Source organism: Solibacillus sp. FSL K6-1554 (genome assembly GCF_038005185.1).
Classification (GTDB): domain Bacteria; phylum Bacillota; class Bacilli; order Bacillales_A; family Planococcaceae; genus Solibacillus; species Solibacillus silvestris.
The window spans coordinates 2330764-2354880 of sequence record NZ_JBBOSS010000001.1; the positions used below are offsets into that span (position 1 = coordinate 2330764).

Consider the following 24117-nt stretch of genomic DNA (forward strand, 5'->3'; position numbering starts at 1 on the left):
TCGTTTTACATCTATTAGACATACGAGAAGAACATTTGGCTTTAAATTTTAAAATTAATTTTTCTCATCATTGGCATTATTCATAAAAAAACGCTTCCCTTATTACGGAAAGCGCCTTAAATTTTATAAGCTATTAACTTTTTGGTTTCTTTAAAAAAAATAAAATTATAAGTTGGATGATGGCAACAAAAATAAATACTACACCTAACAGTGCTAAAGAAAGCCATCTCAGCTCAGATGTTTGAACAACACCTGCAGCATCTACTTCTCTAAAATAAATAAATATAGCTAACCCGCTAAACAAAAGAAGCCAAACCCCATTAATTATCCACCATAATTTCCTCATTCATTTCCCTCCATAAATAGAAACCAATTAAGTTTCATATATTACACATAAAATTAATTTATTTCCATTTTATTTCTTTTAAGCTTTATTAAACAAATATATCCCTACAAACATTAAAGCAAGGGCAATGAGTTTCGTCATATTGATTGGATAAACAACCCCACCAAAAAGTCCGAAATGATCAATAATTGCACCTACTAAAATCTGACCAATAATAACTGCCATAAAGGTTGCGGCCACTCCGATTAAATTTACTGAAAAAATATTAATGACAATAAAGAATGCACCTAATAGCCCTCCGATTAACTGCCATTTTGGAACTGTAAATACATTTAAAAAATTTCCCTTTCCGAAAAAGAAAGCCAAAAAGAACAACGCAAGCGCGCCTACCATGAAGGAAACGGTTGCGCTTTCTAATACGCCCACTTTCTTACTAAATAAGGCATTGATTTGACTTTGTATCGCAACTGCCGAACCGCCAATCAACGCTAAAAAAGCAATTATCAATTTCATCATCAATATTTCCTCCAATGTAAATACTACGAAACCAGCAACAATAATTTAATTAACTAGTATAATCACCTGTTTTAATAGTAGATTTTATTTGATCTATATGATGAAGATCGTGTTCCATTAAGCCTTTCAAATATTCATAAAAGGCTATATTAGCATCATTAATCTGTAATTCAGACATCCAGTTAAGATCAGATATTTGATCTAACTGACTTAATAAGTCTTCACGAATACCGATGCATTTTTCCAATGTATTTTCAACCGCTTCGTTTCTTGCAAGTAAAGAAGAATGCGTGTTTAAATCATCGACACTTGGGCCTTTCGGTAAGCTTTTGCCTTTTAATAAATATGGAATTCTGTGTTGTAAAACAAATTCATCCCAAGGGCAAAAGTGTCCTACTATTTCTATAACAGACCACTTTCCATCCTCAATCGGTTTTCTTAATAGATTTTTATCAAAAGATTTCAGACTATGAATAAAAGTTATAAAGTTTTGATGATGTGCCAATATTTCCGATTTCTCCTTCAGCAAATGAACCACCTCGATGTTTTTATTTGGTACTGAACACACAAAATCTTTACTACTGCGATTTAATAACCATTGTCTGTTTTAAAGATAAACCGGGTATCGGGATTCCACACATGCAAGTTGTCAGCAACATATCCGCGCAGCCATAATACGCCATCAACTTTTCTAACATAAAATCCTTTTGGAAAACTATCCTCATCACTGATTATTTCTGATGCGATGGTGATAGACCCAGAAGGTGCCTCATTTTTCTGTGAAGGATTTCCTGAATTTCCCTCAATTTGATCTACATATTCCAGTCTTAAGTAAGGCCCTAGTTCAGGTGGGCATAACTGTAAGCGAAGTTCTTTCGCCTGTTTATAGATTTCAGGTAATGTTGCGCCATTCGGAAAGCCCAGATCTCTAACTAATAGTTCAACTATTTCCAAGCTATACTTTATTTCTGAAGTGGTAAACCGATCATCATATAATAACTTCTCTCCATATTGGTTCAATGAAATCGAAGACTGTTGCAGCCTTTGAATAAGTTCTGCTTTGGATAGCCCGCCTACCTCTATCGTTTTTTTAATTACAGAACAATCCGGATATATTCGCATTTGTTCCCCTCCTAACATACGGTTCGAGTAATGCCTTTTGCTACAGACTGGAGCTACTGAACCTGTACTAATGATTTCTATTAAACTCATTAATACTCCTTCATCCCTTTTAAAACAGGAAACGCTAGTGAATTATGACCAGCTTAAATTGATAGGCTACAGGGTATTCAAAGGATGATAGGAGAGTGTATATAGATGATTACAGCAATTACTATTAAAATCATTGCAGGTTTTATAGCGCTTATGGTTGTTATCCGCTTTATCGGGAAGAAGGAACTCGCGGAAGTTACCCCATTCGACTTTGTATTTATCGTTATTCTTGGAGGAACGCTTGAAGAGGGTGTATACGATGAAAAAGTACGAGTTTGGGATGTCCTCTATACGATTGGATTATGGACTGCGCTGTATCTTTTAACTGATTTTCTTGTCAGGAACTTTGAAAGGCTTCGTCCGATTATTAAAGGAGAACCGTCTTTTCTTGTAAATAATGGGCTGCTGGATATTAACGAGTTAAAGAAAAATAAAATAGAATCTGAACAGCTACGTTCCTTACTGCGGATGCAAGGGGTTTTTTCTATTAGTGAAGTAAAATATGTCCTTCTTGAACCGGGTGGGCAAATTAGTATATTGAAAAAGAATTCATCCGATGAAGATACCGGTGGCGTGCTAACCCACTTGCTTATCGACGAGGGGCAAATTGAGGAAAGGATTCTTGCACAAATTGGAAAAGATAAGCAATGGATCATTCATCAGTTAAAAGAGGAAGGTTATGAGGATATTAAAAAAATATATTATGCAGAATGGTCTGAGGAAAATGGACTTTACGTTCAGACTTATGATTAATTATTTAAAAGTAAGTAATAATTATTGGCTCGGTTTCGATAAGTGAAACCGAGCCTGTTTACAATCTAATTTAGACCAATTTAAGCGGCTTAGTACTCTCTTTAACAAAATCCAGAAATGCTTTTTCTTCTTCAACAAATGGATAGTGATTAGAATGGTCAAATATTATTAATTCAGAAGTAGGGATGAGGTCAGCAATTTCAATACTAAATTCAATTGGACACTGCGCGTCATACATTCCGCCAAACACATATGTATCTATTTGAACTGTCGGCAGCTCTTCTCGTAAATCGAATGACTTTACTGCTACTTTTCTAAAGTAATCCAGTGCACGACCAACAGTCCGTCCACTATTCGGTATTGTCAGGGCATGTTTTAATTTTTCTTCACTAGTAAATGACATCATTGACCATTCAAAACCTAAATCTTTTCGTTTCTCTTGCGGCGTGTCTGGATTATTTAGACTTTCCATGATTTCTATAATTCTATTGAAATTTTTATTATCAGCACAGTAAATACTATTTGGATGACTTGCGTATGCTTTACTTGCTGCGCTGCAACCGCAAATACATTTTGTAAGAGATTGTTGTTTTAATACAGCATATTGCAATGCAAGCATCCCACCTGTTGAATGGCCTGCAAAAGCCCATTTCGGAATATGTAATGCTTCTCGAATTGCTTCTAAGTCTAATATGATTTCTTGTAAATTCATTTGGTCATCCATTTCGATGGCAGGTGAATTACCCGCCCCACGGACATTAATTAGATAGACTTGATAATGTTCTGTGAATGGGTTAGCAAACCAATTCCCTTTTTCATTAAATGCCATATAAAAATGCGTAATAGCAAGTGGCTGACCGCTTCCCTTTACAAAATATTCGAAAGTTCCTCTTGGTGTTTCAATAAATTTTTGTTCCCACATCTTAGACACATCCTTTTCAGAAAAATGTAATATTCTAACAAATACTATTATACTCTTCTGAAATTGATAAAGAGTAAAATTTCCCCAAAATAAAACCACAATGGATAATTTCCACTGTGGTTATTTCTAATCATTATTTATATCACGAATAATCCAATGGGCTGCTTCTTTTAAATTTGGAAAAACTGCATCTGCCAATGGATCCTGCTCACCTATAAAAACTGTTTTAGTACCTGCTTTTTTACCTGCCTGAATATCTGTATCTGTATCACCAACCATATAGGATTTTTCCAGATCTATTTTGTATTTTTCACCTAAATCCAAAATCATTTTGCTATTTGGTTTTCTGCATTCACACCCAGCCTTTGGTTTATGCGGACAATAGGCAACTTCATGAATCGTTGCTCCCTTTTTCTTCAGTTCAGCTACCATGTGGTCATGAACTTTCTGCAACTGCTTTTCCTTGATATAACCTAATCCAATACCACCTTGATTCGTCACAACAAATACATAATCAAAATGATCATTTAAACTTTTAATGGCTTCTTCTGCACCAGGTAAAAAATAAAATTGTTTCGGATTGTTTACAAATTTCACTCGCTTAGTTAGCACTTCATTTATTACGCCATCTCGATCTAAAAATACCGCTCTTTTCAATCCAACCACACCTTTAATTTTAATCTTACTTTTAGTATGTTAAAAATTATCGGCTTTAAGCAGTCTTAGTTCGAGTATTCAATAATTCTCTTAACGAAATCCATCAACTGAAAAAGGCACAATTCTCTTAAGAATCGCACCCTATTTGGAAGACTTGAATTAACTTTAGCAGAAACTTTTAATTTGGTTTTCAGTAATCCCTTTAATTAATCCCAGTTCACTAATCAAAAATTGATGCGTGTTATTTAACATTTCTTTTTCACTTGTATTAAGTGCTTTTTCTTCTTTCATACGCATCAAATCACGTACAACTTCAGCACATTCCAGTATTTTACCCGTTTTTACTTTGTCCGTGTTCACTTTATACCTTTGTCTCCACGGCAATACTTCATCTGATTCTCCATGCTGAAAAATATGAAGGATGTGTTTCAATTCAATTATATCAGTCACTGGACGTATACTTGAACTCAATATTTTATCCATAGGGATTGTTATTTGCATATTACCGACTGACATTTTTATAATATAACACTGTTGTTTTTCACCTAATATTTCCTTTTCTTCTACGGCTTTAATTATACCTGCTCCGTGCATTGGATAAATAATATTTTCACCAATTTGAAACAAATAATCCACCTCCATATGGCAACCTTAAGGTAACCTTCTTAACCTTAACACGTTTATGGATTTTTAACAAATTTTTAATAATATCACAAAAATTATTAAAGTGTCAATTATTTTTTATTTGATATTTAAAAAGCATAAACAATAAGAATCGTGTCGGATTAAATAAAGTGGAGGTTAGTTTGCCTATGTAACATTGAATAAATGTGTTATTAAATAGTCAGCTTCAAACGATTTATACTAGTTTATAGTCAGCACTAGCTAGTACAATTTGAATCAAGCTTTTAAATAAATTTTGTTGAGAAGATTTTTGCCAGTCCTCTTCATACTCAGCCATTAACCACATTACTTCATCCAGAAAGACATGCTGCTTCGCCATTTCCCAATATCTTTTTTCTTCATCGGTAATGTCGATATATTCTTTGTATCCAGCTAAAAATAAATCCCATTCATCTATTGTGAAAACCCGGTCCGGGGCTTCTTCATGTTCATTATGAAAAAGTAGTAACGCGAGTGCTAGATCAAATAATTTCGGTATCCAAGCAGCATTATCTGGATCGATTAGAAATGGCTCGGGGATTAATATTAAATTATTTGCTTTAAAATCATGTGGCGTTGCAATATGCGGTAAATTTGCACGGTAAAGTATCTGTTGATTCGCTACACTTTCCAGCAACTTTGTTCTTAATGCCACATCAATTTCTATTCCAGCTTTGTTAGCATGTTGGATAATTGCCTCCATACTCTCTTCTACTTCTTCCTCATTAAAATCATAGACATCGTAGTCAAGGAGGTTATAACTATTTGAAACAGGTGAATAGCTGTGGATCTGTCCTAACATTTTACCTGCTTCATAAATTTCATTATCTTTACCTGAATATTTTTGACCTTCTATAAATGGATAAACTACAAAATTTGTATCTTCAATTTTTTGTGGGTTTTCAACTTGTAATTTAACTGGTGTCACAACATTTATCCCCTTATCTTTTAGCATGTTGATATAAGACATAACACTTTCTGCTCTGCTTTGCGTACGTTTTACAACAACATCCTGATCACCATATTTCACTCGGTATACGGGTGAATATGGATAAATGCTTTTAGGCTCTTCTTCTACATCAAATCCAAATATATTTAAGATTTCGGTTCCATTCATTATTGTAACCACCTTATGTTTTAGTACTAAAAAACTTTAAAGCAATCTCCACTAATAATTTAACCTAATTTTTATATATCCAAGAAAGCAATTGTTCATCATTCATTTAATTCATTTTTTAATAAGTCAATTGCTGTCATTACTTCTTCTTTATTTTTAGAATCATTCATATGGTTGCGGGCGTGAAGTAGCGTCGGTCTAACGGACTCGACTGAGCGGCCAAACTCATACATCCACTCATATCTTGGAACCATCCAAGTATGGAAATGGTGAGTAGTATCTTCATTATAAAAGTAATATACGTACTCGATATTTAATACTTCTCTTTGGGCCTGTCTTATTCTGGTTAAAGTCTGAATATAATCTAATTTTTCTTCTTCAGTTAATTCATCAAAAGACTTGATATGCCTTTTAGAAGCTAATATGATTAACCCTTTGATTGGATAAGCTACATCTTGATGGGCGTGAAAATATTTCGTTTCATATACAACTCCGCCATCAGGTTCTATCAAACCAGTTGTTAATGCACAGCTTAAACATTCAACTACAACAATTTTTCCATTTGATAATGTTATTTTCTTAACACAATAACCCCCTTTACGTTTCCTAAAAAACTCCTATTATTTATTTACATAGAGTTTACATGTATTTTTCGTTCCCAAGCTTTAACTTAAATGATTTGAGATTTTTCATAAAAAATTATTGTTATCTTTTCGTTTATTATTTTGGATTTACCCGTCCATTTATAACCTAACTTTTCATAGAGATGACAAAGCCCTTCTTCTTGCATAATGGTGTCCAATTCCCATAATCTTGCGTCTTGATATATATTCTCTATTATTTCAAAGACTTTTTGAGCAATTCCATTCCCTTGTTGCTCTGGCAAAATAAATATAGGGCTGACACGATAAGATTTATTACTCATTTTTACAATTCTAATGCCCCCAATAGTATCTTCTAGATTTCTAATTAAATAATAATCTGTAAATGGTTGCTTGAATCGAGTAATAACTCTTTCTAAAGATTCATTAGCTGGGTTCGTATCGTAGTCCTGATATTTCTCAAGTAAAGGCATAAATGCTTTCACTTGTATCTCATGAAGCTTGGCCGCGTCATCTAAAGTTGCTTTACATAATGAGACTTCCATAACATATAAACCTCCTTTATTTGGAGAAAATAATATTCTACTATTTAAGTGAATAGTATGTCTATTTCTTATATATTATTAAGAACAACAAAATACAGCTTTATCAAAATCCTTCTCATTTACTAAAACACTTCCATTATCATCAATTATAAAATCTATTTCTGCATTAGTAAGTCTTTCTTTTGCTGCATGAATAAGTTCTGCGTCTTGGGATGATTCAACCCAAACACTATAACTTTTTTCTTGAGAACACCCAACTAACAAAAAAATACTTACAGTAAATAAAATAAGTGTGTTTTTCAAAAAATCACCTCTTTTTGATAATTTAACGCCATTAATGGAATAAAGTTCCTATACCGGATTTCCTCATACTAAAAGTAGGTATCTAAAAAGCATCGTTACGGTTTAAACGATGCTTTTTTTAAATGATAAAACTGGGGTCTTTCGTTATTCAGTCAAATTTATCTTAAGCTCAACGTCCGTTGCTATCGGGTTATCAATGTAATTGATCCATAGTTTTGCTCTGCCATTGTATGGCTCGTAGTACTCTCTATAATTAAAGCCTTCGTAGGCAGACGTAGAGAAACTGCTTCCTTCAGATTCAAGCGACTTACCATCCTCTTTTTCAGCAGGAAACAAGTGCTGGCGGCCGTGGTCGTCTTTGACTGGTGCGTTTAAGTATACATCGTTGCCGACAACTTTAATATCCCAGTCAATGAAGTCTGGTTTGTAAAGTACTTCCTTTGTTGTGAAGTCAACTTCGATATAATCTTCGCCTTTTGGAACTGCTTGTATTTCACCGATGCGGACGATGAGTTCATCCGAATCGTAGAAGTAATTGCTTTGTAAGTATAACGTATACCGACCTTCGCGGAACGAACCACTACCAACTAAACCGTTGCGAATAAGTTCACGTTTACTACCGTTTTTAAGCTCAAGTGAGATGTCATCGAGAGCGACGATTTGCATCATATTCGATGGATCTGGCTTTACTTCAATATGAATGCGTAGCGGTGTCCGAATGATTTTATTGATTGATAGACGTTGACCTTGTGCTGTAATACTCGCATTTGGTTCTACTATTTTAGCTTTAGCAATCGGATTTTCAAGTGTGAATGGAATCGAAATCGTTTGTTTGTCACCATCTCGCATTTCAAATTCAACCCGGAAATTAGGGTTTGTCGTATCGAGCGGTTGGTCAAGCGTCATTTCAAGTATATGATTACTGTGTGCAACCGGCTCGTTTAGGCCGTCCAACGTACCGTAAGATAAACTATTTTCAAGCAGTTGATCCCCTTGGTATATATTCACGGAATAGTTATGATGATCTTTTTTTTCTTTCGGATAATCGAAATCATACATGAGCATAACACCGTATTCATCAATGATCGCCCCTTGCACTGTTATTGTAACATCCTTGTCTTGCACAAGAATGCCAAGTTCCTCGTAGTATTGATTGGCTATGGCATCTTTTATCCCCTCATTTTCCTGTACGAGTTCAACAATAACGCTAAGGCCAGGAATTTTAGCGGCATAGCTAGCAATAGTCGGCGAGACCCGGACCGTTAATAAAAAACTTAGAAAGATGATAGCCACTGCAGTGATTGCCTGCCATTGCTTCTTACGGCGGCGTTGTTTTTTTACTTTTGTAAATGCATCAATTCGACCTTGGCGTAGCTTATCTTTTGGAATATCAATCATAACCAATCCTCCTTATGTCCAGCGGCTTTACGCAACTTTTTTAAAATGGCGTGCAACCTAGATTTGACGGTGCCTTCCGGAATATTTTGCAGTTCGGCAATTTCATTGTTTTTCAGCTGTTGAAAATATTTTGCGTAAACGAGCTGTTGTTCTGTGAGGGTAAGTAACTTAAGAAGACGACTGATATCGGAATAAATCGGTGCTTCGCTAATGCTGGTCTCTTCAATTTCCACGGTTTGGATACGTTTATTCAGCATATCTTTACAGCAGTTGATGAGTACTCGGACGAGCCAAGTACGCGCAAATTCAGGCTGTTTAACAGTATGCATTTTTTTCAGTGCCTTATAAGTCATTTCCTGCATGGCGTCGATTGCGTCCTGCTCATTTTTTAAGTATGTATAAGCAATTGGATAAAGTACTTCCTCGTCTTTTTCAATCAGTTCGAGGATTGCTAGTTGGTCTCCAGCGGTAGCTTTTTCGAGTAAGTTTTCCAATCTGTGCCACCTCCTTATTTATTAGACTGTAAATAATTAGATTTCGTTCGAGTCGAATGAAGAATATTTTTGGAAGTTATAATGTGATGGATAGGGTATATTTTATCGTTAACTACTAACAATCACTATTGAAGGTATAGAGGCGATGACATTGGTTTATGCGGATTATGACTATGGAGCGCTATATAAAGACGCAATTCTTTTTCAAGAATGCGCCCGATTGTTGTAAATTTTTATTCCATTAAAGCCCCTTTAATTTTAAGTGCTTTCCTTCTGAAAACACTTCTTTTGCAATTAGTTCGTAGGAGCGGATTCGATCTTCCGGTAAGTATGTGATTGTATTAATCATCATTTCATCTGCTTGGTATTTTGTCTTTAATTCAAATAATTTCTGTTTTACTTCATAAGGATTGCCAATAATCATACTTTGTCTAACTTTATCTAACTTTTCTATTTCTTTTTCAGTCAGCTTATATTGCTCAGCTTCATTTATAGAAGGAATGCCTTGATGACCTTCCCCTTTGTCCATCTGTAGAGACCAGATGAGAAAGCTTGCTGCAACTTCTTCGGCTTTTTCTGCTGTTTCACCACAAATAACATTAACAGTTACGATGACTTCTGGTGTTTGCCCTTCTCTTCTTGGTTTAAAAGTATCAATATATTCCCTAATGATAGCAGCTCCATCATGATCGCTCATAAAATGACCGAAAGTATACGGCAATCCATTTTCTGCTGCTAGTAAAGCACTTTTTTTACCCGTGCCAAGTAGCCAAGGTACTGGCGGGTTTTCAGGTATGGGAGAAGCGGATAGCTTTGAATATTCGGTATCTGTTGGAAAATCATCATTTAAAAAATGGAGTAAGTCTCTCAATAAGGCAGGAAAGTTCCCCACATTTTTGATAAAGTTATCAGACAAAGCAGTCATCGCTTCGGCAGACCCACCTGGCGCTCGTCCGATTCCTAAATCAATACGATTAGGAAATAATGTCGCTAACGTATTAAAGAGTTCAGCAACTTTGTATGGTCGGTAATGAGGCAATAAAACCGCGCCAGATCCTATACGAATTCGATTCGTGTTAGCGCCAATGTAGCTTAATAGGACTTCAGGTGCAGGACATGCCAGTCCAGATAAATCATGGTGTTCGGCAATCCAGTATCTTGTATATCCTAGTGCCTCCCCAGCCTGTGCTAATTTCATTGACCAGTTTAGTGCATCCTGAGGCGTTTGATTTGAAGAAATAGGGGATTGATCCAATATGCTTAATCTCATTAAATTTCAGTCCTTTTCTTCTACTAAAGTCAATGTATACTGTCCTACCTGATTTTCTTCATACAAATTTTTAATAGAAGTGAAGTAGTTATAAATCGTCCCTCTAAACATTAATTCTTTCTCAGGAATCTTAACGTCAAAAGTTCCGTTGTAAAGTAAAGTCGCAATATCATGATAGTCTTTACTTGTCACATCAAAAATGACTGAGACTTTATAAACCCCATTTACTTTTTCTTCTTCATAGCTACTCAATTGAATTACTCTATCATTTAAAATTATTTTACTGACCAAAAAATCACTTCCTTTTACATTGTTGTTGCATCATTCTTTACAAAAATCCACAAATTTTTTTGCCTGTATTAACGACATACCTGTTTGTTCTCTTACAAACTTCACCGCTTTAACTTCACCGACTGAGTTAATTTTCTCTTTTACTAAGGCAATCAGTTCCTCATGGTAGATTTTAGTATAATCCATTTGTTTCGCCCCCTTATATATTTAAAGTATAACATTCCCAAATCATCGTTTGGCAACACTTCATAGACTCGTAAGACCCTCATCAGAATTACCCACTTTAAAAGGAGTTGAAGGCAAATTAATCATCTATCTTTTCTTTTCCAAACATGTGGGGTTTTCGCCCAATTATTAATTGCTAATGATAAACAGAGAACAATAAGAGCAATTACTGTAAGAGATAAATTTTTCTCCCATTTAATATTACCATTAGCAAAATATTGACCAGCTGTTACAAAAATAAAATAAGTAATAGGGAAAATAAGATAATATAATTGATTTTTTCTCATATGATACCCTTTCTTACTGCACTGAATGTTATAAATAATATGGCCTTTAAATTAATAAAGCACTTTTCTTACTCAAGAAAAGCACTCTATTACAACTTTATACTATATGAATTCATAATTACCAAAGGAAAATCCGACTAATATTTTTCAATGACTCCACCTAATGATTTAATAGTGAAATTTTAAACGTTTATTTAGATTAAGATTTTAATTTTAAATTTTGTAATTCCATATAGTAGCTTAATACTTCTAAGAGAATCTCAAAGTTATAATTTGTTTTTTCATGTATTATAGTTGCCCACTCAGCTACTGTCCTTTGTTTCGCATCTTCTAATAAACCGTTCATTGAAGATGAATAACTTCTGAAGTTATAAAATTCCCAGTGAGTTATTTCATTTTCATACTGTCTACTTTCAAGAAGTGGATAAGGTTTAATCAATCTTTGCGAGAATTCAGCGGCTTCTAATAATTGCTTTTCATCAATTGCATTCAAATTAAAGACTTGCTTAGAAATTTTTCCATTTGGCCGTTTATATAAAATTTCAATTTCATCATAACCTTGGTGTTGTACTTGAATCTTGGCACCTGGAAAAAATCCTATGCACTCCTCTAAATGAGAGAATGGACTATTTTTGTCTACACGAATAGGCTGAATCCATTGATCCCCTAAGTCACATAAATATTTATACTTTTTTTCGTCTACTGCTATAACAGCTATATGAGCGTCTTCAGTAAATAAATGATGACCGATTGCATACGCTTCAATATTATTTCGTTTAAATTCATCCAAGAGCCAAATTGCTAAATCAAAACAGTTCCCTGTAATCTTATATTGTTTATAATGTTCTTTCATAAGCTCAACTGAGCGTTGATATTTTAATGGGTCTTGTTTTGCATACCAAGCTTTTGTAAGTGTTTCCATAGGAAAGTGCTTAAATTGATTCCAAATCTTTAGTATGTTTTCTGAAGCCTGCATTTGAATTTCTCACCTCTTTTTTTAAATTTAAATAGTTACTTATACTGCAATCGGAATAAAACTGCTGCAAAAATAGCTATACCAAAAATTGAAATGCAAATATACAATACACTTGATTGTGTCCCTAAAACACTGCTATTTATTTCGTAAACAACTCCGTAAGTTAGCATGTAGGAATCCATTGCCTCATTTGCATTTCCAAACACCGTATTCAAAGAATCTTCCATCAATAGCTGACGTAATAATACAGCGACGTGACTGACAGGAAATAAATGAATGACCATTTGGATTGCTTTCGGCAGTACCCCCATGGGAACATAGACTGCGCATAAAAAGCCAATTAGTGTACCAACCAATGAATTTACAGTGGAAAATGCTTTAGCTGATTTCGCCAATAGTACGATCACTAAATTAATCATTGCGCTCAGCAACACACCAAGTATAATCACTCCGAAAAATTGCATCAGCTTCCAAACACTCGGCAATTCTGCACCAAGCGTCAATAAATATACTTCACATACAATGAATGCAATAGTGGTCATGATAAACCCGATCATGACCGAGCTAATAACATAGCTTAGCTGAATCGAATACCGGGATGCGGAGGTAACAAGAAAATCCGCTGTACGCTTGGATTCCAGATCACTAACGAATATTGCAAATACAGCTAATGTTGATGTCATGGCTGTCATTGTTAAAATACCAGCAATCATCCATTCACTTACAACTAGTTCAACTGCCGGTGTCACTTCAATAACCTGACGAATGGCATCGAGTTGCAGCTTCTGCAAAAAGACAATAAATAATCCAATTGAAATCAAGACAGACAGCAGTGAGAAAAAAACGAGCATTCTGTCACGGAAGAAAATTTTATTATTACGTACAATTAAGCTCGTCATCATATTATTTCTCCTCCCGCGATTCATTCGTTTCGATAAATACTTGGTCGAGCGAACCTTTTATTACTTCAAATGATGCAATATAGGGTTCGAGTTGAGCCAAAATTGGAATCGTGGAAATTGTTGACGACACTTCCACCTTCCACCCATCTTGATGCTTTTCAGGTAGCATAGGCAAAATAGCGGTTACATCTTCAATTGCAATAGAAGCTTTTAAAACAAATTGCAAAAAGTCCTTTGCATAAAGTGCTTTCAATTCATTCGGTGTTCCTTGTGCAATAATTTCACCATTTTTCATAATGACAATATCATCTGCATTTGCTGCCTCTTCCATATAATGTGTTGTCAAAAATATCGTCATGCCTACTTCCTTACGCAATCGGTCGATAGTAGCCCACACAAATTGTCGTGTGAATGGATCGAGTCCCGTCGTGGGCTCATCTAAAAATAACAGCTTGGGCTTATGAATAATTGCCCGCGCAATATCTGCTCTGCGACGCTGTCCACCTGAAAGCGAACCGTATTTTTGATGTTCGATGTCTGCAAGCTGTAAATACTGCTGCACAAAATCATAATTTTCCTGTAATATTGCCTTCGGTAAACGATAAAAACGGCCGCGATGCAGAATATTTTCCTTCACCGTCAATTGATGATCTAAAATACTTTCCTGAAATACAATACCAATCGTTCTGCGGATAGCTTCATTGCCTTTCAGATTACCAAGTGTATGTCCATCGATTGAAACCGTTCCGCTCGTTTTCTCTAAAAGCGTACATAACATTTCAATTGTTGTGGATTTACCAGCACCATTACTGCCAAGAAATGCGAATAATGCCCCCTTTTGCACTGAAAAGCTTATCCCTTTTACGGCTTCAACTTCTCCATACCGCTTTGTTAACTGTTGGACATCAATCAATACTTGCATGTTACTCACCTCGATGTTGAAGTTGACTGTTCATTTTTCGAATTGCACGCTTTTCTTCGGTATAATAATACAGCCAAACGATGAGATAAATAACCGAAGCGCGGGCGTATAATAAAAAGACTGATTTACCATTATCAAGATCAAACCAGCTGCCATAATACCCTATGATAAAGACTGAGGTTACAGTAATAGCATAATGAATTAAAAGTACAACGAACATTGACCAGTCCAATTTATACAGTTGATTTGCTACTGCAATGACAGTTCCTAAAATGACTGCATAGAAAAACTGATTTACAATCGTTTCACTAAACCAGTAATCATGTGGAGATTTTAATGAAATGAGCATGATGATAAAATAGGATGAACATAAACTTATTGAGATGCTTTGTATTAAATTTTTCACTTGCTATTTCCCCCTAACCCGAATGCCTCTTTTAACGCTTTGAAATAATTGCGGCTTATTGGAATTGTGACTCCATTTTCGAGCGTCAGTTGCGGGTTGCCAAGTACCTTCGACTGGATGGAAGCAATTTTTTCAAAATGAACAAGTGTCGCCTTATTGACACGTAGCAACTGCGATGAAAAACGTTCCTCCAGCTCATAAAGCTTTTGTTTCACTTCCAGTTCCTGCTCATCCGTTTGGATAAATACTTTCCCCTGCTCGCTGTAAATGCTGTACACATCCTGCATTTTGATCAAATGAATATCACCATTGGAATAGCCTGCAATCGTATCATTAGTCGTTGATTGGTTAAGCTTTTTCATCAGCTGTGCCACTTGCTCATTGTATACCGGTGCATGCACATGAACTTCGACTTCCATAAGCTGGTGCTCGATATGTAAATGTATTTTCATAAGGCCCTCCTTCATGGTTTGTAGTATAGCACCTCTTTTTGTACAGATTTTTTATTTGGCGCTAAGACGTATAAAGCTGAATGTAAGTTGTAAAATTTGGATTGTATCATGCAATTTTATTATAAGTATTATTTTCCAACTATTGTTAATGAAATTTTAATTTTAAAATTAAGTATTTATAAAAATAAAATAAAAAAGCAACCTCCCGTAGTAATCAGGAGATTGCTTTTATTAGTGTCATATTATGTTGTTCGGGAGCTATTTTCAAGCCCTTACAAGTCGATCGGTTCGCCGCCTGTCACACCGTAAATCTGTCCGGTAATGTAACTTCCTTCATCGGATGCTAGAAGGACATATACTGGGGCAAGCTCTACTGGCTGTCCTGCACGACCAAGAGGTGCATTTTGGCCAAATTCAGGAATTTTGCCATCCGGTTGACCGTTATCCAACTGTAGCGGTGTCCAGATTGGACCTGGCGCAACCCCGTTCACACGTACTCCTTTAGAAGCAAAGTACGCAGAAAGGTTTACTGTAAAGTTGCTAATCGCACCTTTTGTAGAAGCATAGTCCATTAAAAATGTGGATGGATTATACGATTGAACCGATGTCGTCGTAATAATCGCACTTCCTGGTTCCAAATGCTCTTCAGCAGCTTTAACGGCTTCGAACATGCTGATAATGTTTACTTTGAATGTATCTTCTACTTGTTTGATTGTTAAATCACTTAGTGTTGGCTGTGCAATCTGCTGCCCAGCATTCAGGACGAGTGTGTCCAATCCGCCAAATGCTTCCACTGCTTTTTTTACCATTTCTGTCGCCGCGCCATCTTCACGCAAGTCATATGGCAGCAACAATGCTTTTGTTCCGGCTTCTTCAATTAATGCTTTTACTTCATTTGCATCTTCTTCTTCACCAGGGAAGAACTGAATTGCGACATTTGCGCCTTCACGTGCATAGGCAATCGCGGCAGCACGACCAATTCCGGAATCGCCACCGGTAATTAATGCATTTCGCCCTTCCAGACGACTATGCCCTTTATATGATTTTTCTCCACAATCAGGTTTTGGACTCATTTCATTTTGTAGCGCTGGAGTACTCTGTTCTTGATCCGGGAATTTCTCCGTATGAAATTTTTTTCGTGGATCGTTTAAATTTGGGTTTCCCATCAAAAATCATCTCCTATATAGTTAGTACATTAATTGCAAGGATAAATCCTGAAAAGTTTATAACTGCTTAACAGATTTTCCTTCACAAAAATTGTTACATTTTTTAAATACCCTGTATGATTTACTTTAAACAGGTACAGATTTTATTCTTCGATTAAATCCATTGTGCTCATTTTTATTGTGTTTCCGGGAAAAATACTTGGGCTGTGCTGATATCCACCAGTGTAGGTCCTTTCGTATTAAGTGCTTCTTCCATCATGGACTCCAGCTCGGTATCTGAAGCAGGTCGTAATCCTTTCCAACCGCAAGCTTCTGCCAATTTCACAAAATCAGGGTTCGTTAAATCCACTCCTACTTCTTCCTTTTTCGCAACTTTCAGCTTATCCCTTTCCATTTGCAGACTTTCATTATTTAAGACAACGACTGTAATATCCAGTTCATAGCGGGTTGCTGTCAATAGATCTGCAAGCACCATTTGAAGACCTCCGTCGCCTACAATCGCCACTACTTGTTTTTCTGGCTTGATGAGCTTGGCGGCCATCGCTGCTGGAAGACCGAAGCCCATTGTCCGCCAGTAACCGGAAAATAATACAGATTGATCTTTTTGTTTGAAGTTACGATTCGTCCATACCGTATTATCCCCCGTATCCAGTGCGAGAATAGCATCCGGCGCTACTGTTCGGTCGATGGCGCGGATAATTCGGGAAGGATGAACAGGATAACCTTGAGTATTGCCCTCTTCCTCATTTTGAGCTGCCCATTTTTCTTTTGCTTGCTGTAAATGGGCCACCCAGTCCTCAGAGCGGATAAATTCTTGCAGACTCTCCGTTAATATTGGAATAACTTCTTCTGTTTTTCCCATAATTCCAAGTTCTGTAGGAATTTCTTTTACAAACTTATCAAATTGGCGGTCAATCTGAATAGTTCGAGCATCCGTTGGCACAAACCCTTCCGGCCACCAAGTCGTGCCCGCAAGAAGTACTACATCTGCCTGTTTAAATACATCAGCAGCATAAGGATTCCCGCCTTCACCAATCCCTTGTAAAACAAGTGGAGAAGACTCATCAAACAAACCTTTTCCGCCCAGGCTTGTAAGAATGCCGGCTCCCCATAGATCCGCCAGTTTTTCCAAATCTGCTGAGACAGACGTGGCACCTAAACCAGCCAGAATCATCGGTCGCTTGGCCGTTCTCATAATGTCTGCTGCGTGTTTCAGACTTTCATTAGTAAAGCTGGAAGTACCTTCTATTACGTCAGGTAATCGACGCGGTTCCCCTTTAGCAGGCATCATTAAAATATCCTTTGGTATCGAGATATGAGTAACAACCCTCTGTCCGAGAGATGTCCGCGCTGCTTTTTGCAGGACTTCAATCGTCGCATCCGGGTTGGCAAGATTTGCAGAATAAGCAGCAAAAGGCTTAACAAGCTCCTGCTGGTCAATATATTGCGGATATTCCGTTCCGATTTTATCGCTCTCGGCCTGTCCAGTGATTGCAAGTACAGGCGCTCTGTCTGCATATGCATCACCAAGTCCATTTATAAGATTTGCTGCACCTGGTCCCATTGTTGCGGTACACACACCAAGGCCACCAGTCAATTTAGCCTCTGCAGATGCCATAAAAGCAGCTGTCGACTCATGTTTTACAGCAATGTATTTAATTTTATCCTGTTTCGCCAGTGCATCGATGATTCCAAATGTTGCATCACCAACTACCCCATATATCCGTCGTACACCGAACATATACAATTGATCGAGCATCAATTCAGAAACTGTTCTTTCTGTTTTTCCCATGACATATGAACCTCCTTGATAGATCTTCCTAACCTGCCAGTTAAAAAGTCCAATTTATATTTTTGTTCATATTTTTTAACTTTCCCTAAATCATTCGAGTTAATCTTCCTTTTTTTAATGCAAGTTATCTAAATACTGCGTTGGGATGTTTTATTAATAAAATATGATGAATGCACTTTTGGAAATATCTTTTCATCGTGGTTTTTTTGAGGTTGTGCTATATTCAAACTGTCAGGAGTGATTTGATGAAGAAATTTTTAACGATTACTGCAATAATCCTTGTTATAGTCGGAGCAGCCGGATATGCTGTTTGGCATTTTGGTACAAATATTGCCTCCGAAAAAATCGTACAACAAGTAGAAGCTAATTTAAATGATGAAGATAAAGAGGAAGTAAAATCCTATATTGCAAAAGATCCAAAGCTTCAGGAGATTGTAAACGAAGCGGCAACTACGGATCCCGATTCTCTTCCCTTCCAAACGAAAGAAGAAGCAACTCGTCTGTTAATAAAAAAAGTAGGCATTAATCGTTTACTTGCCATCCAGGAACAGGCTCAAAATGGTTCCATGAGTATTGATGAAGTCGTATCCGAAATGGAAGGTACGCTAACCGAGGATGAAATTTCTGCGTTAAAATATGTTTTGTACAAGGAATTGTATAATCAGAATTAGTCAGCATGTAATCTATAGCAGCATGGAACACAAAAATAAAACTCGATTTCCAATAAACGGAATCGAGTTCTTTTTTTATTAAATTTATATTTACATTATATTATGTATTTGGAGATTCTTTTGCATAGTAACAGTTGGGATTTCATCACCATTTTTATTAATGATGATTTCTTCCTTCACGATTTTATATCCCATTTTTGAATAAAGCGCGATATTATTCTTTTCATTTTTTCGAACTTTGCATATTGAAACAAATATATTATTTTGCATAGCGTAGCGTTCTAAATATTTCACCAAATTAGTTGCTACGCCCTTCCCCTGTTGTGTAGGTAATACAGACAATCTTGAGAAATACATAAACTCATCATTTAAAACACATTTTACGAGTGCTATTAATTCATCGTTATCGTATACCCCGAACATTTCTGTCCCTTGTTTTAACTCGGCAAAAATGGACTCCTCCGTTTCATTTAGAGCACTGGATGGTTGGGGATCCGTTTCGTAACGCTTAAACGCTTGATGGATAACTTTAACCGCTTTTGCTGGTTCTATATTCATTTCAATTTTCAAATTAACACTCCTTCTAATAAATATAAATCTATACTTATAATTATACATATATTACAAATTAAGTAAATTAAAAAAGAACACTTTCCTTATATCAGAAAAATGTTCTTTTTAGTCATATTTATTTAATCTCAAAATCACTTAGCGGTTGAAGCCCTTGTATAGTAATGCTTGGTGAATGAAGAGAATTCAATTCTTATAAAGAAATTCAGCGATCGAATAAACTATAGAAATAAAAGGTAGCGCAACAAAAAAGAAAAACCAGAAGAAATCCGCATTATTAATTTTAAGCCTAGGTTTAATTTCTTTTTTTGCTTTTACACCAATCTCCATTACTACACTCCTTTACTACATAATTTTGAAGAAGATTCACTTCTTATTTATCCAAAACTGTAGTAAATCATATACCCTTTCTTTTAGGAAAGCAACCCATTATCAAGATATTTCAAAGTGTATTTTTTCACTATTTTTCTTACCGCTTAAAAAACGATTAATTCATAAAACAAAAGACCTTTTTTCACTCTCCCATCATACAAATAAGCGCTGTTTCTTGTAATTGAAGCGCGCTTGAATGCATAATTTTGTTATTCTGCTATAGAAAATCATTACATCATATTAGGGATAAAAACTTTTACAAATAAGAAGTAGCCTAAAGCACCGATAATTAAGCCGATAATGATGACTCCAATCGAATATGTTTTAATTTTTATGATTTTCACCTCACCTACATTATCTTTCTATGTAAAGAGTATCATTTGAAGGCTCAAGATACGCTTGATCGCCTAAAGAAAAAGTGGTATGTAAACGTTCAATTACCGCATACTGTACTGCTTTACCCTCATTGACAAAGACCAGTAAGTAAATATCATCTCTTGAACCAATATTGCTTGGGTCGGTGAACTTGACGCCTAATTGTTTTTCTAAATCTGCTTGGGTCGTATAAGGTTCAAATAGAAACGCCTTGTCCCATTCAAATTCGACAAACGTGCTTAAATAAAGATGGCTTTCACTATTATCCGATACCATAATAATGGAAGAATGCAGATTTTTTTCAAGTTCTGTATTCCTTTTAATATTGCTATCACTACATCCGGCTATCCATAGCAAGGACAACAAAATAACCGCAATTTGTTTTATCAATTGATTGATCCCCTTTTGTGAAAATAGACGCGAATTCTTGTTCAAGAACCGCGCCATTTAATTAAGTTATGGAGCAAAATCCATTAAACCTGTAAACAATAAGAATAGCGCTAACATCCAAAAAATAAAGAGGGATGAAGAAAGAATTAGAGAAAGGACGGGAATTAACTTTTTCTCCTTTTCTTTCGATAGCGCCACAATTGATAATAAAATTCCTATAAATGTCATGGCATAGGTAATATAATCTCCTGCCATATTTCCGGTGTGGGCTAACCTTGTCGGTGTTACAAAGACGATAAAGAAACAAATAATACCAATTAGAAGTGAACTATAGCTGATTAAACTATGCTTCCTATTTGGCGCTCTTTGTTCAATATTTTGCAAGCAAACAACCTCCAAAATTTGTAATTAATATCATTCTACTTTCTTATACAATGTTAAGCAAATATCGGTCTTTCATTAAATCTTAACTATTCTATACTATGCCCATTTAATAAAATTGAAAGGGACTATTTCAGGATAACAACGGTTTCATGATTCTAGCCTATCACCTGTAATTTATGATAAATATTAGCTACCCTCATATTGATAAACGATTTGTACAACACCGGAAGAGAATGTTCTTGTATTTACGACTTTTAAATTTAACCTCTCTCTAACATCTATAAACAGCGGTTTACCTTCTCCCAATACGACTGGATGAATGGATAATCTAAATTCGTCAATAAGCCGTAAATTGATAAAAGTAGTAATGAGGCTTGCTCCGCCATATAGCCAAATATCCTTACCAGGTTTGTTCTTTAATTTAATCACTTCTTCACGGATGTTATCATTTATAAATATTGCCTCATGACCGGTCCCGTTTTGAGTTCTGGAGAAAACATATTTCTCTTTACTATGAACCAAATCCCACATTTCTATTTCGGTTCCGGAGCCCCCTTCTTCAGGAATATATTGTCCCCATAAGTCGTAGCTTTTTCTACCGTAAAAAATCGTATCTACTTGATTCAAAAAATCGTTAAAGTTCATTTCCGGGTCCATAATACACCAATCTATTTCACCGTTTTTCCCTTCAATCAATCCATCTAAAGTAATTGCCAAATCTAAAATTACTCTTCTCTTAGTTGTATGATCTGCCATAATTTTTTCTCCCTCTTTGATGCCGCTTACTTCCACTCTTCACCCAAAATCGCGTAATAGTATTCATCCCACCACTCATCACCGTTCGGAATACATTTCTTGAAATATCCTTCCCTTCTCATGCCAATTTTCTCCATCACACGATATGAAGGCGGATTTTGTGGCTGACAAGTTGCGATCACTCTATGTAGCTTCTTTTCTTCAAAGGCATATTGTAATATTGCTTTAGCCGCTTCAGTAGCATATCCTTTATTATAAAATTTCGGATTGAATACCCAGCCTATCTCATAAGTATGATCTCCAAAATATTTACCGAAAAATATATGTCCAATCAAAGTATTTTCACCTTTCAATATGACCGCGAACTTCTCCGCTTCCTCCCCCAAGTTTTGTTCGATAAAATCTTTTGCCATTTCTTCTGTAAAAACCCCTTCAGGTATATATTTCATGACATTGGCATCGGATGTATATTCATATACCGCTTGTAAATCTTCCATATTAAATTTTCGTATTAATAATCTTTTGGTTTCAGTGTGCATCCCCTTACCCCCATTTATAACTACTATTTTCTAGTTTCGACATTACTTGATTGTTTACCTTTTTAATAAAACGTTCTGATTACTTCAAATAGAAAATCCTCACCACACGAGTTGGCAAGGATTTCACTTAGCATTTACTTAAGCTTGTTGATTGTTTCTTTTGAAATATAGAAACCACTTTCATTGTATACGCTGATTGTATTTGTCTGAATTTCATTTGTAGTCTCTTTGCCTGATTTATCCGTTGTTTTTTTAATGATAACATTCTTATTTTCAGGGATTTCAAAAATAGTCGTGCCTTTTTTCACTACAAGTACCGCATTTTCCTTATCCGAAAGGTCGATTGTAGTCGTCATTCCTTTGCCATTCAGTGCTGCTTCTGCGTTAGCGTAAAGATCTTTTGTTAATTTATCTAACTTAATGCCCATGAAGTTGGCCATTTCTTTTGCTAAATCAGTATTATCTACTAGTCCGGAAATGCGTTTTGGTCCATATGAGTACAGGAATACGTCATCGCCTGTATGTCCTCCAGTAGTGTATCCTAAATCGGCACGTTTTGATAAAAGATTGACGAATGTACCGGCAAGCTTCTTCGTTTCTGTTGCGTTCAGGGCAGCCGTTTCCTCTGCAGTTAAATTATCCAGTCCATATAATTTAGCTACTTCCACTAAATTCGAACGGTCCGGCTTTAATTGACTTAGTGCACCTTCCACTGTCATCGTTGCCTTCTTCAATGGATTTATATAATTGGATATATTAATTTTGTCATATGTAGAGCTCGTGTTTTCATTACCAATCGTAATCCCGCTGTTGCCGTGATCTGTTACTGCTATAACCATCGTATTCTTGTCTTTTTTCGCAAATTTCAGCGCTTCATTTACCGCATCATCGAATGACAAAATATCCGTAACCATTCCGATTGGATCATTCGCATGAGCTGCCCAGTCGATTTTACTCCCTTCAATCATAAGGAAGAACCCATCTTTATCTTTGTTCAGCGTATCGATTGCTTTTGATGTCATTTCTGCCAGTGAAGGTTCATTTGAGTTTGTTTTCGTACGATCTAGATCATACGCTAAAGAACTGCCGGCAAAACTACCGTAAATTTTATTGGAATTGGACGTTAGTAACTCATCACGCGTTGTAATTAGGTCATATCCTTTATCTTCAATTACGCTAACTAGATTTTCGCCATCTTTTCGGTTTTCTGATTTTAAGTAATCATATCCGCCGCCAAGAATCACATCCATATTTTGATACACTTGTTGTTCTCCGATATCGTCATAATTACTGCGAGACGTTACGTGTGAAGAGAAACTGGCAGGTGTCGCATGCTGAATTTCAGAAGTTGACACGATTCCTGTAGCCTTGCCTAATTGTTTTGCTCCTTCTAACACATTTGCAACTGGTGTAAATGCATTGTCCGGGTTTCCTTCTACGCCCGGCATATCAATTACGGATGGCAGTACCCCTACATACCCGCTGTTTGATTTATGGCCGGTAGCAAGTGCCGTTCCAGCTGGTGCCGAATCTGTAATAGCTGATTCTGCTGAATACGTTGTCACACCACCTGTTAAAATTTCATCCATTGCGAGACTTTCACCTTTGTACCAGCGAGCTAACGATACAGCGTTATTGCTGGAACCGTCCATCACGAGCATGATGACATTAGTTGGCTCCTTTTTTGCTTGTTTCGCTTCAGCTTCAGTATTGAACTGCATGACAGAAAGAGATGATACTGCCACTGTCCCCGCAAGTGCATATGTAAACCATTTTTTCTTGTTCTTCATCAATGAAATTTCCTCCTAAGCAACTGCTAATTTGTAATTCGATTTCATTGTAA

At 36.1% G+C, this 24117-nt stretch carries 33 protein-coding genes; 2 read left to right on the forward strand and 31 right to left on the reverse strand.

What is annotated here, in order from left to right:
- Positions 1-133 precede the first annotated feature (133 nt).
- The 4 genes from MHB58_RS11530 to MHB58_RS11545 all read right to left on the reverse strand — a co-directional run bounded on the left by MHB58_RS11530 (position 134) and on the right by MHB58_RS11545 (position 1984).
- Positions 134-346 carry a DUF3923 family protein gene (locus MHB58_RS11530; protein ID WP_065215776.1) on the reverse strand — a complete coding sequence of 71 codons (213 nt, stop codon included), beginning with the start codon at positions 344-346 and terminating at the stop codon, positions 134-136.
- Positions 347-424: 78 nt separating this feature from the next.
- Positions 425-859, reverse strand: coding sequence for a DMT family transporter (locus tag MHB58_RS11535; RefSeq protein ID WP_041865871.1), 435 nt, complete (start codon positions 857-859; stop codon positions 425-427).
- A gap of 52 nt (positions 860-911) precedes the next feature.
- Positions 912-1367, reverse strand: a complete 456-nt coding sequence (locus MHB58_RS11540; RefSeq protein WP_340735271.1) for a DinB family protein — start codon at positions 1365-1367, stop codon at positions 912-914.
- A gap of 83 nt (positions 1368-1450) precedes the next feature.
- On the reverse strand, positions 1451-1984 hold the full coding sequence (locus MHB58_RS11545) for a hypothetical protein (RefSeq protein ID WP_014823562.1): 534 nt from the start codon (positions 1982-1984) through the stop codon (positions 1451-1453).
- A gap of 195 nt (positions 1985-2179) precedes the next feature.
- Here MHB58_RS11545 and MHB58_RS11550 point away from each other — a divergent pair, with 195 nt between their 5' ends.
- On the forward strand, positions 2180-2827 hold the full coding sequence (locus MHB58_RS11550; protein ID WP_008404072.1) for a DUF421 domain-containing protein: 648 nt from the start codon (positions 2180-2182) through the stop codon (positions 2825-2827).
- 70 nt (positions 2828-2897) lie between these two features.
- Here the strand turns inward: MHB58_RS11550 and MHB58_RS11555 are convergent, their stop codons facing one another.
- The 20 genes from MHB58_RS11555 to MHB58_RS11650 all read right to left on the reverse strand — a co-directional run bounded on the left by MHB58_RS11555 (position 2898) and on the right by MHB58_RS11650 (position 18217).
- The gene (locus tag MHB58_RS11555) at positions 2898-3749 is read right to left on the reverse strand and encodes an alpha/beta fold hydrolase (protein ID WP_014823561.1); all 852 of its coding nucleotides are present in this window, start codon (positions 3747-3749) and stop codon (positions 2898-2900) included.
- Positions 3750-3875: 126 nt separating this feature from the next.
- A complete protein-coding gene (locus MHB58_RS11560) occupies positions 3876-4406 on the reverse strand; it encodes a D-glycero-alpha-D-manno-heptose-1,7-bisphosphate 7-phosphatase (RefSeq protein WP_340735272.1) in 531 nt (176 codons plus the stop codon).
- Between the two features lie 165 nt (positions 4407-4571).
- Positions 4572-5048 carry a CarD family transcriptional regulator gene (locus MHB58_RS11565; protein ID WP_041865726.1) on the reverse strand — a complete coding sequence of 159 codons (477 nt, stop codon included), beginning with the start codon at positions 5046-5048 and terminating at the stop codon, positions 4572-4574.
- A 217-nt stretch (positions 5049-5265) separates the two neighbouring features.
- Positions 5266-6186, reverse strand: a complete 921-nt coding sequence (locus MHB58_RS11570) for a phosphotransferase (protein ID WP_340735273.1) — start codon at positions 6184-6186, stop codon at positions 5266-5268.
- A gap of 98 nt (positions 6187-6284) precedes the next feature.
- Positions 6285-6761: an HIT family protein gene (locus MHB58_RS11575; protein WP_340735901.1), complete on the reverse strand. Its 477-nt coding sequence runs from the start codon at positions 6759-6761 to the stop codon at positions 6285-6287.
- 95 nt (positions 6762-6856) lie between these two features.
- The gene (locus MHB58_RS11580) at positions 6857-7333 is read right to left on the reverse strand and encodes a GNAT family N-acetyltransferase (protein ID WP_014823557.1); all 477 of its coding nucleotides are present in this window, start codon (positions 7331-7333) and stop codon (positions 6857-6859) included.
- Positions 7334-7411: 78 nt separating this feature from the next.
- Complete coding sequence (locus MHB58_RS11585) at positions 7412-7636, reverse strand: hypothetical protein (RefSeq protein WP_340735274.1); 225 nt, start codon at positions 7634-7636, stop codon at positions 7412-7414.
- Positions 7637-7780: 144 nt separating this feature from the next.
- On the reverse strand, positions 7781-9034 hold the full coding sequence (locus tag MHB58_RS11590; protein ID WP_340735275.1) for a DUF4179 domain-containing protein: 1254 nt from the start codon (positions 9032-9034) through the stop codon (positions 7781-7783).
- Complete coding sequence (locus tag MHB58_RS11595; protein WP_340735276.1) at positions 9031-9528, reverse strand: sigma-70 family RNA polymerase sigma factor; 498 nt, start codon at positions 9526-9528, stop codon at positions 9031-9033. Before MHB58_RS11595 ends, MHB58_RS11590 begins: the two co-directional genes overlap by 4 nt.
- Positions 9529-9769: 241 nt before the next feature.
- Positions 9770-10798, reverse strand: coding sequence for an LLM class flavin-dependent oxidoreductase (locus tag MHB58_RS11600; protein WP_340735277.1), 1029 nt, complete (start codon positions 10796-10798; stop codon positions 9770-9772).
- A 6-nt stretch (positions 10799-10804) separates the two neighbouring features.
- The gene (locus tag MHB58_RS11605) at positions 10805-11089 is read right to left on the reverse strand and encodes a DUF3219 family protein (RefSeq protein WP_340735278.1); all 285 of its coding nucleotides are present in this window, start codon (positions 11087-11089) and stop codon (positions 10805-10807) included.
- Between the two features lie 30 nt (positions 11090-11119).
- Positions 11120-11275 (reverse strand): hypothetical protein, encoded by a 156-nt coding sequence (locus MHB58_RS11610; RefSeq protein WP_008404095.1) that lies wholly within the window; start codon positions 11273-11275, stop codon positions 11120-11122.
- A 122-nt stretch (positions 11276-11397) separates the two neighbouring features.
- Positions 11398-11601, reverse strand: coding sequence for a hypothetical protein (locus MHB58_RS11615; RefSeq protein WP_340735279.1), 204 nt, complete (start codon positions 11599-11601; stop codon positions 11398-11400).
- A 199-nt stretch (positions 11602-11800) separates the two neighbouring features.
- Positions 11801-12577 carry a hypothetical protein gene (locus MHB58_RS11620; protein ID WP_340735280.1) on the reverse strand — a complete coding sequence of 259 codons (777 nt, stop codon included), beginning with the start codon at positions 12575-12577 and terminating at the stop codon, positions 11801-11803.
- Between the two features lie 35 nt (positions 12578-12612).
- The gene (locus MHB58_RS11625; RefSeq protein WP_340735281.1) at positions 12613-13479 is read right to left on the reverse strand and encodes an ABC transporter permease; all 867 of its coding nucleotides are present in this window, start codon (positions 13477-13479) and stop codon (positions 12613-12615) included.
- A gap of 1 nt (position 13480) precedes the next feature.
- Entirely contained in the window at positions 13481-14401 is a 921-nt protein-coding gene (locus MHB58_RS11630; RefSeq protein ID WP_340735282.1) for an ABC transporter ATP-binding protein, read from the reverse strand.
- Between the two features lies 1 nt (position 14402).
- Positions 14403-14807: a DUF3021 domain-containing protein gene (locus MHB58_RS11635; protein ID WP_340735283.1), complete on the reverse strand. Its 405-nt coding sequence runs from the start codon at positions 14805-14807 to the stop codon at positions 14403-14405.
- Positions 14804-15259, reverse strand: coding sequence for a LytTR family DNA-binding domain-containing protein (locus MHB58_RS11640; protein ID WP_340735284.1), 456 nt, complete (start codon positions 15257-15259; stop codon positions 14804-14806). Before MHB58_RS11640 ends, MHB58_RS11635 begins: the two co-directional genes overlap by 4 nt.
- 272 nt (positions 15260-15531) lie before the next feature.
- On the reverse strand, positions 15532-16425 hold the full coding sequence (locus tag MHB58_RS11645; RefSeq protein ID WP_014823546.1) for an SDR family oxidoreductase: 894 nt from the start codon (positions 16423-16425) through the stop codon (positions 15532-15534).
- 175 nt (positions 16426-16600) lie between these two features.
- Entirely contained in the window at positions 16601-18217 is a 1617-nt protein-coding gene (locus tag MHB58_RS11650) for a thiamine pyrophosphate-binding protein (RefSeq protein WP_340735285.1), read from the reverse strand.
- Positions 18218-18462: 245 nt separating this feature from the next.
- Here MHB58_RS11650 and MHB58_RS11655 point away from each other — a divergent pair, with 245 nt between their 5' ends.
- Positions 18463-18888, forward strand: a complete 426-nt coding sequence (locus MHB58_RS11655) for a hypothetical protein (protein ID WP_014823544.1) — start codon at positions 18463-18465, stop codon at positions 18886-18888.
- 90 nt (positions 18889-18978) lie between these two features.
- Here the strand turns inward: MHB58_RS11655 and MHB58_RS11660 are convergent, their stop codons facing one another.
- The 7 genes from MHB58_RS11660 to MHB58_RS11690 all read right to left on the reverse strand — a co-directional run bounded on the left by MHB58_RS11660 (position 18979) and on the right by MHB58_RS11690 (position 24064).
- Positions 18979-19458: a GNAT family N-acetyltransferase gene (locus tag MHB58_RS11660; RefSeq protein ID WP_014823543.1), complete on the reverse strand. Its 480-nt coding sequence runs from the start codon at positions 19456-19458 to the stop codon at positions 18979-18981.
- Positions 19459-19644: 186 nt separating this feature from the next.
- Complete coding sequence (locus MHB58_RS11665) at positions 19645-19788, reverse strand: hypothetical protein (protein ID WP_008404118.1); 144 nt, start codon at positions 19786-19788, stop codon at positions 19645-19647.
- Between the two features lie 396 nt (positions 19789-20184).
- Positions 20185-20595 carry a hypothetical protein gene (locus tag MHB58_RS11670; protein ID WP_339262208.1) on the reverse strand — a complete coding sequence of 137 codons (411 nt, stop codon included), beginning with the start codon at positions 20593-20595 and terminating at the stop codon, positions 20185-20187.
- 66 nt (positions 20596-20661) lie between these two features.
- On the reverse strand, positions 20662-20979 hold the full coding sequence (locus MHB58_RS11675) for a hypothetical protein (RefSeq protein WP_014823541.1): 318 nt from the start codon (positions 20977-20979) through the stop codon (positions 20662-20664).
- Positions 20980-21165: 186 nt separating this feature from the next.
- Entirely contained in the window at positions 21166-21735 is a 570-nt protein-coding gene (locus tag MHB58_RS11680; RefSeq protein WP_340735286.1) for a dihydrofolate reductase family protein, read from the reverse strand.
- A 26-nt stretch (positions 21736-21761) separates the two neighbouring features.
- The gene (locus MHB58_RS11685) at positions 21762-22274 is read right to left on the reverse strand and encodes a GNAT family N-acetyltransferase (protein WP_340735287.1); all 513 of its coding nucleotides are present in this window, start codon (positions 22272-22274) and stop codon (positions 21762-21764) included.
- 134 nt (positions 22275-22408) lie between these two features.
- Positions 22409-24064 (reverse strand): alkaline phosphatase, encoded by a 1656-nt coding sequence (locus tag MHB58_RS11690; RefSeq protein WP_340735288.1) that lies wholly within the window; start codon positions 24062-24064, stop codon positions 22409-22411.
- Positions 24065-24117 lie beyond the last annotated feature (53 nt).

What these genes read in the sequence shown, in the direction of transcription:
- MHB58_RS11530 (WP_065215776.1), bottom strand. Translation starts at nt 346, where the DNA reads ATGAGGAAATTATGGTGGATAATTAATGGGGTTTGGCTTCTTTTGTTT.
- MHB58_RS11625 (WP_340735281.1), bottom strand. Translation starts at nt 13,479, where the DNA reads ATGATGACGAGCTTAATTGTACGTAATAATAAAATTTTCTTCCGTGAC.
- MHB58_RS11565 (WP_041865726.1), bottom strand. Translation starts at nt 5,048, where the DNA reads ATGGAGGTGGATTATTTGTTTCAAATTGGTGAAAATATTATTTATCCA.
- MHB58_RS11680 (WP_340735286.1), bottom strand. Translation starts at nt 21,735, where the DNA reads ATGGCAGATCATACAACTAAGAGAAGAGTAATTTTAGATTTGGCAATT.
- MHB58_RS11570 (WP_340735273.1), bottom strand. Translation starts at nt 6,186, where the DNA reads ATGAATGGAACCGAAATCTTAAATATATTTGGATTTGATGTAGAAGAA.
- MHB58_RS11665 (WP_008404118.1), bottom strand. Translation starts at nt 19,788, where the DNA reads ATGGAGATTGGTGTAAAAGCAAAAAAAGAAATTAAACCTAGGCTTAAA.
- MHB58_RS11655 (WP_014823544.1), top strand. Translation starts at nt 18,463, where the DNA reads ATGAAGAAATTTTTAACGATTACTGCAATAATCCTTGTTATAGTCGGA.
- MHB58_RS11550 (WP_008404072.1), top strand. Translation starts at nt 2,180, where the DNA reads ATGATTACAGCAATTACTATTAAAATCATTGCAGGTTTTATAGCGCTT.
- MHB58_RS11620 (WP_340735280.1), bottom strand. Translation starts at nt 12,577, where the DNA reads ATGCAGGCTTCAGAAAACATACTAAAGATTTGGAATCAATTTAAGCAC.
- MHB58_RS11690 (WP_340735288.1), bottom strand. Translation starts at nt 24,064, where the DNA reads ATGAAGAACAAGAAAAAATGGTTTACATATGCACTTGCGGGGACAGTG.
- MHB58_RS11615 (WP_340735279.1), bottom strand. Translation starts at nt 11,601, where the DNA reads ATGAGAAAAAATCAATTATATTATCTTATTTTCCCTATTACTTATTTT.
- MHB58_RS11640 (WP_340735284.1), bottom strand. Translation starts at nt 15,259, where the DNA reads ATGAAAATACATTTACATATCGAGCACCAGCTTATGGAAGTCGAAGTT.
- MHB58_RS11610 (WP_008404095.1), bottom strand. Translation starts at nt 11,275, where the DNA reads ATGGATTATACTAAAATCTACCATGAGGAACTGATTGCCTTAGTAAAA.
- MHB58_RS11650 (WP_340735285.1), bottom strand. Translation starts at nt 18,217, where the DNA reads ATGGGAAAAACAGAAAGAACAGTTTCTGAATTGATGCTCGATCAATTG.
- MHB58_RS11645 (WP_014823546.1), bottom strand. Translation starts at nt 16,425, where the DNA reads ATGGGAAACCCAAATTTAAACGATCCACGAAAAAAATTTCATACGGAG.
- MHB58_RS11600 (WP_340735277.1), bottom strand. Translation starts at nt 10,798, where the DNA reads ATGAGATTAAGCATATTGGATCAATCCCCTATTTCTTCAAATCAAACG.
- MHB58_RS11555 (WP_014823561.1), bottom strand. Translation starts at nt 3,749, where the DNA reads ATGTGGGAACAAAAATTTATTGAAACACCAAGAGGAACTTTCGAATAT.
- MHB58_RS11580 (WP_014823557.1), bottom strand. Translation starts at nt 7,333, where the DNA reads ATGGAAGTCTCATTATGTAAAGCAACTTTAGATGACGCGGCCAAGCTT.
- MHB58_RS11630 (WP_340735282.1), bottom strand. Translation starts at nt 14,401, where the DNA reads ATGCAAGTATTGATTGATGTCCAACAGTTAACAAAGCGGTATGGAGAA.
- MHB58_RS11535 (WP_041865871.1), bottom strand. Translation starts at nt 859, where the DNA reads ATGAAATTGATAATTGCTTTTTTAGCGTTGATTGGCGGTTCGGCAGTT.
- MHB58_RS11590 (WP_340735275.1), bottom strand. Translation starts at nt 9,034, where the DNA reads ATGATTGATATTCCAAAAGATAAGCTACGCCAAGGTCGAATTGATGCA.
- MHB58_RS11685 (WP_340735287.1), bottom strand. Translation starts at nt 22,274, where the DNA reads ATGCACACTGAAACCAAAAGATTATTAATACGAAAATTTAATATGGAA.
- MHB58_RS11545 (WP_014823562.1), bottom strand. Translation starts at nt 1,984, where the DNA reads ATGCGAATATATCCGGATTGTTCTGTAATTAAAAAAACGATAGAGGTA.